The sequence below is a fragment of the Chitinophaga sp. genome (assembly GCF_035761305.1).
Classification (GTDB): Bacteria; Bacteroidota; Bacteroidia; order Chitinophagales; family Chitinophagaceae; genus Chitinophaga.
In genome coordinates this window covers 1-7366 of record NZ_DASTRI010000247.1, presented here as the reverse complement: position 1 = coordinate 7366, position 7366 = coordinate 1, and the positions used below count along the sequence as shown (strand labels likewise).

Annotated in this window: 7 protein-coding genes; 4 read left to right on the top strand and 3 right to left on the bottom strand. The window is 47.9% G+C overall.

The features are described 5' to 3' along the window. Together VFS25_RS20980 and VFS25_RS20975 are read right to left on the bottom strand one after the other, a co-directional pair. The coding region (locus tag VFS25_RS20980) for a M14 family zinc carboxypeptidase (protein WP_326464139.1) at window positions 1-880 on the bottom strand (880 nt) is incomplete at its 3' end. Window positions 881-1731: 851 nt separating this feature from the next. Continuing rightward, window positions 1732-2343 (bottom strand): hypothetical protein, encoded by a 612-nt coding sequence (locus VFS25_RS20975; protein WP_326464138.1) that lies wholly within the window; start codon window positions 2341-2343, stop codon window positions 1732-1734. Window positions 2344-2760: 417 nt separating this feature from the next. Here VFS25_RS20975 and ggt point away from each other — a divergent pair, with 417 nt between their 5' ends. The 4 genes from ggt (at window position 2761) to VFS25_RS20955 (ending at window position 6778) form a co-directional block, all read left to right on the top strand. Then, window positions 2761-4458, top strand: coding sequence for a gamma-glutamyltransferase (gene ggt, locus VFS25_RS20970; protein WP_326464137.1), 1698 nt, complete (start codon window positions 2761-2763; stop codon window positions 4456-4458). Between the two features lie 286 nt (window positions 4459-4744). Beyond that, window positions 4745-5275: a DUF1572 family protein gene (locus VFS25_RS20965; RefSeq protein ID WP_326464136.1), complete on the top strand. Its 531-nt coding sequence runs from the start codon at window positions 4745-4747 to the stop codon at window positions 5273-5275. A 7-nt stretch (window positions 5276-5282) separates the two neighbouring features. Beyond that, window positions 5283-5708: a hypothetical protein gene (locus VFS25_RS20960; protein WP_326464135.1), complete on the top strand. Its 426-nt coding sequence runs from the start codon at window positions 5283-5285 to the stop codon at window positions 5706-5708. Further along, window positions 5705-6778 (top strand): hypothetical protein, encoded by a 1074-nt coding sequence (locus tag VFS25_RS20955; protein WP_326464134.1) that lies wholly within the window; start codon window positions 5705-5707, stop codon window positions 6776-6778. The genes VFS25_RS20960 and VFS25_RS20955 overlap by 4 nt, the downstream gene beginning before the upstream one ends. On the opposite strand, the gene VFS25_RS20950 is transcribed toward VFS25_RS20955, so the two are convergent. After that, window positions 6764-7210, bottom strand: coding sequence for a hypothetical protein (locus tag VFS25_RS20950; RefSeq protein ID WP_326464133.1), 447 nt, complete (start codon window positions 7208-7210; stop codon window positions 6764-6766). The two genes, VFS25_RS20955 and VFS25_RS20950, sit on opposite strands and share 15 nt — an antisense overlap. Window positions 7211-7366: the final 156 nt, after the last annotated feature.

The following is a 7366-nucleotide window of genomic DNA, read 5'->3' as shown; positions in this document are numbered from 1 at the left end:
CGTAGCTGGGATAGAACAGGTCAAACAGCTCTTTGGTAAAGTACAGCCACCCGTGCTCATCGAAGTATTTTGCATTGTTTTTACCAATGAGGGTTTGCATATCGCGCTGCCAGGGCTTTATCACTTCATGAAAGGGTTCGGCAGCCGGGGCAAAATAGTAGGGTGCATCAATACCCTGCTCATGGAAATCTACGTGTATCTGCGGCATCCACTGGTTATACATAGCCACCCGCTCTTGCGACTCCTTTTGCGTTTGCCAGGCCCAGTCGCGGTTCAGGTCAAAGTAATAGTGGTTGGCGCGCCCGCCCGGCCAGGGCTCATTGTGCTCCCGCGCGTAGCGCTGGGGATCGGGCACCAGGTTATGCACCTGGTTATAAAAGTTTACGTAGCGCTCCCTCCCGTCGGGGTTCAGGCACGGGTCAATGATCACTACCAGGTTGCGCATCCACTGCTGCGTTTGTGCATTGCTTTTATCGGCCAGCATGTACAGGGTGCGCATGGCTGCTTCGGTAGATACGGCCTCATTCCCATGCACATTGTAGCTCAGCCAAACGATCACCGGCTGATCCGCGCTGCTGCCCTTACCGTTCACCCTATCCAGGTTTTGCTGCTGTATGGCCTTCAGGCGGCCAAAGTTCTCCGGCGACGCCAGGATGGCCATTATGAGCGGGCGCCCTTCATAAGTTGTACCATATTGCTGCAGCAGCATATTAGGCGTTACCGCAGCTACTGCCTTAAAGTACTCCAGCACTTTATAGTGCGGGGTAAACCGTGCGCCGAGGGGGTAGCCCAGGAATGCATCGGGTGTGGGCAGGGATTGGGAAAAGCCCATCCGGAAGGCGAATAAAAGGCATATAACCGGCAGCCAGCGTAAGCGCATAGTGGGAGGAGGATTAGTGGGACTAAGATAGGAAATAGTCGTTTATTCTATGAAAACGAGTTGATAGCCCTATAAACCGTTCATAGTGACTTGCTTCATGTATTATTGCCATAATAGATAGCGTTCAATTATCAAATATTGAATAATTAATCGTATCAAAATAAGTTCTTGTTTTTTTGTCAAATTTATCTCTTGCCTCTATTCTAAAATAGAAATGTACTTTGTTACGTTTTATATAATCAGCTTTATACTGTACAACATGGTACCCATAAAATGCCGTATCTCCTCTTTCTAATAAACATGAAATATACTTTCGACCATCCTGGGATATGTATATATTCAAAGAATCAAAGGTTGTCCCTGCTAAAACAGAAGTAAAATTAATGACCCCTTGATTTAAATTGGTTTTAGCTGTATTGTAAGCTAATGGAGTACCTTGTTCAAACCATACACTTTTCGGATAAGAAGTGTATACTTTAATAAAGGAAGCTCGAATAGTATCAATTAAAAAATAATATCTGGATATACCACTCTCATCAAATTCTACTTTTTCGCCCCAAAAATCGTCGCCAAAAAAGCGTTTATAAGCGGTAGGAATACCGCGTACAGAATTTACCTCCGTAAACCCATTCTCCTTTACAAAACTTTCAGCTTGACACTTTCTAGCTTCCTTATTTCTACATGAATTAGTTGGATTGAAAATACTATCACAAAACAGTGTATTACAATATCTTTACTTTTTCTCATCTTTATCTGTTGGCTACCTGATAATGACTATTTAATATAATATCCTGAAACAAAATAACCAGGAGCTATAATAAATATTATTGTACCTATTGCTGCAATTTACTCTACTTATCAGCCATTCCCGGCTTTTTACTTAAGTCCAGCGTATCTCTGTATTCTTTGATCTCACCATTGTTCATTTCTTTACAAAACATTTTAAACAAAAGCACTGCCCTATTCAAGCCACTGACATCCTCAACATAATGAAATACTTTACAAGGGGCAAATTCCTTGTCGGTTGTTAAAGCAATTTTACTATATCCCCTTCCATTGATATTACATTCTACCTCCATACTACTGAAAATTCTATCCACAAATACAAATTTCACGTCTAGTGTATCACCTGTTTTTCCACCTCCAATTAACATATACACTAACGGATCTCCCATTTCTTCAACTATCTGACGCTGTCGGTTATAGATTCTATGAAAGGTACTATTAACACTATCTGTTTTAAATGCATAAAATTTAGGGCTTCCATCCTCAAACGAGATTAACTCTTCCCCCCATATTTCCCCACGCCTGTATGAATGAATCTCACGAATACTATCATTTATCAATAGCATCGCCTGCCCACTTAATTGATTATTCTTTATTCGCTCGGGTGTTACCAATCTGTCATGAATTTGATTTGCACTTACAATCAATTTAGATTTAGCATCTGAAGCAAAAAACATAAGTGATTTATTTTTATCAGATCGTGACTTAACACAAGAAAAAAGGAAACATAGTAAACACAAAAGGTAAATTTGCCTCATCGTTATGTATTTATTTTATGGGGAAAGATTCCCCTTTCAATTGTAAATATACTCCCCAAAATAAGCCGTTAGCCAAAATAAACTTCCATCAGGCTCAGGCCAGGCACAGCCCCTAATCCTTTTTGCGCGTAAGATCATACAATCGGATCCGGCAATCCTGCCGTGTTGACTCATCAAAAGCGTGACCAATAAAAAAAACGTTTGAAACATCTGCATACCCATAATATACGTTCCCGTGAGCCAGGAAGGCCATAGAATCCTGCACTGTCCTTCCCTCCCCTCCCACTTTTCCTCAACATGTATTACCTTGTAGTGAAATAAAACCCGCTCCCGGCTATGCGCTTACCGTTATTATTACTCTTACTACCATTGGCAGCCTGCACACAGGACCCGTTTTCCCGGATGAACCCTTATCATTACAGCGCGCAAAAAGAAATAGTAGTACCGCATGGCGCTGTAGTATCGGCACATCCGCTGGCCAGCCAGGCCGGTGTGCTTATATTGCAGCAGGGCGGCAATGCCGTGGATGCCGCCATCGCTACACAGCTGGCATTGGCAGTGGTGTACCCCGGCGCCGGAAATCTCGGCGGCGGCGGTTTTCTCGTGAGCCATTTGAGCAATGGTAAGAACATTGCCATTGATTACCGGGAGAAAGCGCCTGCAGGCGCCGGCCGTGATATGTACCTGGACTCCACAGGACAGGCCAACCCCAAACTTAGCCAGGACGGGCACCTGGCTGTTGGCGTACCCGGCTCTGTGGCTGGCTTTTTTGCGGCGCTGCGTTATGCCAAGCTGCCTATGGCGCAGTTGATAGCGCCGGCCATTACACTGGCAGAAAAAGGCTTTGCGATCACCGAAGCAGAAGCACGCAACCTGAATGCGCATGCGGCTCATTTCCGCCAGCTCAACACCCGGCCTAACGCTTTTGAAAAAGACCGGCCCTGGAAAGCCGGCGACACGCTTATACAACCCGACCTTGCCAACACCCTGAAAAGAATACGCGATAAAGGACAAGCCGGCTTTTACGAAGGCCCTACCGCCCAAATGATCACTGAAGAAATGCAGCGCGGCCACGGGCTTATTACGCCGGCCGATCTGAAAGCCTACCAGGCCAAAGAAAGAACACCGGTTGTTTTTAACTATAAAGGCTACACGATTATTACTATGCCCCTGCCTTCCAGCGGTGGCGTGGCCCTGCAGCAAATGATGGGAATGGTGGAAGGCTACCCGCTGGCCAGCTGGGGCTTTCACTCTACCATGGCCACCCAGCTGATGGTGGAAGTAGAAAGGCGCGCCTATGCCGACCGCGCACAGTTCCTGGGCGACCCCGATTTTGTAAAGGTGCCTGTGCAGCAGCTTACCTCCCAAAAGTACCTGCAGGCGCGTATGCAGGATTATGACCCGCGCAAAGCCGGTTCCAGCGCAGTGGTAAAGGCCGGCAATGTAGCGCCGGAAAGTGAGGAAACCACCCACCTTTCTGTAATGGACAGCAAGGGCAATGCAGTAGCTGTTACCACCACGCTGAACGGCAGCTATGGCAGCAAGGTAGTGGTAGCTGGCGCCGGATTTTTCCTGAATAATGAAATGGACGACTTCAGCGCAAAGCCCGGCGTACCCAATATGTACGGGCTGGTAGGCGCAGAAGCCAATGCCATAGCGCCGGGCAAACGCATGCTCAGCTCTATGACGCCTACCATTGTATTGAAAAGCGGCAGGCCCTATGTGGTAACAGGCACGCCCGGCGGCGCTACCATTATTACCTCCGTGTTCCAAACGTTAATGAATATACTGGAATTTAACCTGCCGGCCGACAGCGCAGTGAATGCACCCAAATTCCATCACCAGTGGCTGCCGGACCAGGTGGATGTGGAGCCCCGCTTCCCCGACAGCACCGTTACCGCCCTGGAACATTTGGGTTATAAAGTGGTACGCCGCGGCCCCATTGGCCGCACAGAAGTGATTAAGCTGAATGCGCAGGGCCAGCTGGAAGCCGTAGGCGACCATCGCGGGGACGACAGCGCAGCGGGATACTAGCAAATGTGCAGATGTGCAGATATGCAGATATGCAGATATGCAGATGGGTGGAGCGGATGGATGGAGGCAAATAATAGCTATTAAAAGTATAGTTAAGATAACTATTGCTTGCTGTACACTGTAGCACACTGCTACCATTCGTAATTATTCGCATTCATAATTATTTTCAATTGCGCTCATGCACCGCTTCGCGGGATCGTAATTGATAATTCATAATTAAAGTAACTATTGCATACCGTACCTTTGTAGCACACGGCCACCATTCGTAATTCGTAATTTAATTCCCATGTCAATCGCTCAAACTTATCTCGATAGTGTAAAAAAGCGCTTCCTCACACACCGGTTAATGGGAGAAAAAACCCTGGAACGGCTCAATGAAGCGCAGCTGAACTGGCAGCCGGACGAAGGCTCCAACAGCATTTACCTGATCATAAAACATATCAGCGGCAACATGCTTTCCCGCTGGACCGATTTCCTCACCACCGACGGCGAAAAGCCCTGGCGCAACCGCGACACCGAATTTGATAACAGCCACGCCACCAGGGAAGAAGTACTGGAGCTATGGAAAAAAGGCTGGGACTGCATGATGCAGGCGCTGGACAGCCTGCAGGAGGCCGACCTGGAAAAAACCGTGTACATCCGCTCCGAGCCGCATGCCGTGGTAGATGCCATTAACCGGCAGCTGGCGCATATTCCTTATCATGTGGGACAGATCGTGTATATTGGCAAAATGATCATGAAAGAACAGTGGGAAAGCCTTTCCATTCCAAAAGGGAAATCTGCTGATTTCAATAAGAAAATGACCGGGAACAAATAAAAGCATCATGATAAAAAACAGCCTTTACCTGCTGGTATTTTTATGTATAACCCTGCTGGCCTGCAATAGTAATAAGGTAAACCGCCTGCTGCTGCATAAAAAGTGGCGGGTGTACGATGTACAGGTGCCTGCCGGCGATCCGTATGACAATACGCAGATCACACAGGCTAAAGACCTGAAAAATGGTTACTACAGCAATGTGTACTACCAGTTCCTGGACAACAATGTATTTATAGCCACCATTGATAACAAACCGGACTCCGGCAAATACCAGCTGCTCAGCAACGGCAGCATCATCAGCGTTACAGCCAGCAACGGCCTGCGCAACGCCGAGAACCTGGTAACCGTTGTACACCTGGACGATAAGCTGTTTGATATGAAGGTGAAATCCGGCGATTATTATTTTGTGCTGCGCACCAAAGCAGAAAAATGAGCCCGCTTCAAACCAATACCACACCTGGCAGAACAGCCGTGATCGATGGCAAAGCACATCTTTTCTTTTCCGGCTTTTCCTACCTGGGCGCACATGACCAACCTGCTTTCCGGGAAGCCGTTGCAACAGGCATGGGCCTGTTTGGCCCGGTGTTTATTTCCTCCCGCGTTGCCAATGTACGCCTTGGCATATACGAAGAGCTGGAACATGCGCTGGCAGTACTCTTCCGGCAGCAGTCGGCCGCTGCTTTTTCCTCCGGTTACCTGGCCGCGCAGGCGGCCATTCATTACGCGCAAACCAGGGGCCAGGTGTTATATGCGCCCGGCACGCACCCCGCGCTTCGTTTACACAACGCCGTAGTACCTTTCCAGGACCGGCAGCAATGGACAGCGCAAACCATTGAACAGGTAAACAGCCATCCGGACCATACCTTTGTGCTGGCCACTGATGCGGTAAATCCTTTAACAAGCACCATATACGATTTCAGCTGGCTGGCGGCTATAGAAAGAAAAGTGCTGGTGGTAATAGACGATTCTCACGGCGCCGGCATCCTGGGGCCGGAAGGCGAAGGCATCGCACATCTGCTGCCGGTACATGCGCCGGTACATTATCTTATTACCGCTTCGCTGGCCAAGGCTTACAGTGTAGAAGGCGGGCTGGTGGCAGGGCATGCGGCTGATATCTCCGCCATGAAGAAACTTCCCTTCTTTACAGCCAGCACGCCCATGATGCCAGCCAACGCTTACGCCTTTCTGCAATGTAAACCCCTGTATGCCGCAGGGCGTAAAAAACTGCAGCGCAATATCCACTATCTGCAACAGCTTATTGCCAACATCCCGTGGGTGCATAACCCGCATCATTTACCCGTATTCCTGCTGCAACCCAATGCTCATACGCCTTCTGTTGCCCAGTTCCTGCTGGAGCACGACATTATCATTTCCTCCTTCTCCTACCCCGATCCCAACAGCCCGGCTATTCACCGGTTAGTGCTTTCTGCGCTGCACGAGCAACCGGACATGGAGAAAGCAGCTTTGCTGCTTGCTAATTACGAATTATCAATTACTAATTGAACTAATCGCCGCTTCTTCCTGGTCTATTCTTGCGCCATTATGGTTTATCAGGCGCATATCGTTCCTTTCTGCGGCCAGGTATTCGTGGATATGGTCGGTATTTGCTTTCAGCAATGCCTGATCCCAGGCTATCCGCCTGCCCAGGCGGTTCACCTTGCCGGTTTTGCCGTCGGCAACAGCATGCTGCTGTTTATCTTCCAGCGACTGCAGATCGTTCTTTAAACTGGTTTTTTCCTTTATCAGGTCAAAGATGGCGCTCTGCTGTTCTGCAATGTTCTGCTGCAGGTCATCGTTCTGTTCCTGCTGCTGCCGGATCTCTATTTTATTCAATGCGATCTTGTCCTGTGCGTTGTAGTCATCATCTTTACCGGTGCCGGCAAAAGCGGCGGTTGTCATCATGGCTGCCACAGCCATTAAGCTTAATCCTTTCATACAATCATAATTTTACGTCTTTAAAAAATTGTCGGTTATAAGACCATCCTCTTTTTTTTGCGTTTAATGCCGGCCGGTATTTTAAGGTATTATTAAGTTGTGTTAAAGGAATGCAAATGCCTATCTTTCCGTAAATTTTGTACATGCGTAAATGGA

What these genes read in the sequence shown, in the direction of transcription:
- VFS25_RS20975 (WP_326464138.1), bottom strand. Translation starts at nt 2,343, where the DNA reads ATGTTTTTTGCTTCAGATGCTAAATCTAAATTGATTGTAAGTGCAAAT.
- ggt (WP_326464137.1), top strand. Translation starts at nt 2,761, where the DNA reads ATGCGCTTACCGTTATTATTACTCTTACTACCATTGGCAGCCTGCACA.
- VFS25_RS20965 (WP_326464136.1), top strand. Translation starts at nt 4,745, where the DNA reads ATGTCAATCGCTCAAACTTATCTCGATAGTGTAAAAAAGCGCTTCCTC.
- VFS25_RS20960 (WP_326464135.1), top strand. Translation starts at nt 5,283, where the DNA reads ATGATAAAAAACAGCCTTTACCTGCTGGTATTTTTATGTATAACCCTG.
- VFS25_RS20955 (WP_326464134.1), top strand. Translation starts at nt 5,705, where the DNA reads ATGAGCCCGCTTCAAACCAATACCACACCTGGCAGAACAGCCGTGATC.
- VFS25_RS20950 (WP_326464133.1), bottom strand. Translation starts at nt 7,210, where the DNA reads ATGAAAGGATTAAGCTTAATGGCTGTGGCAGCCATGATGACAACCGCC.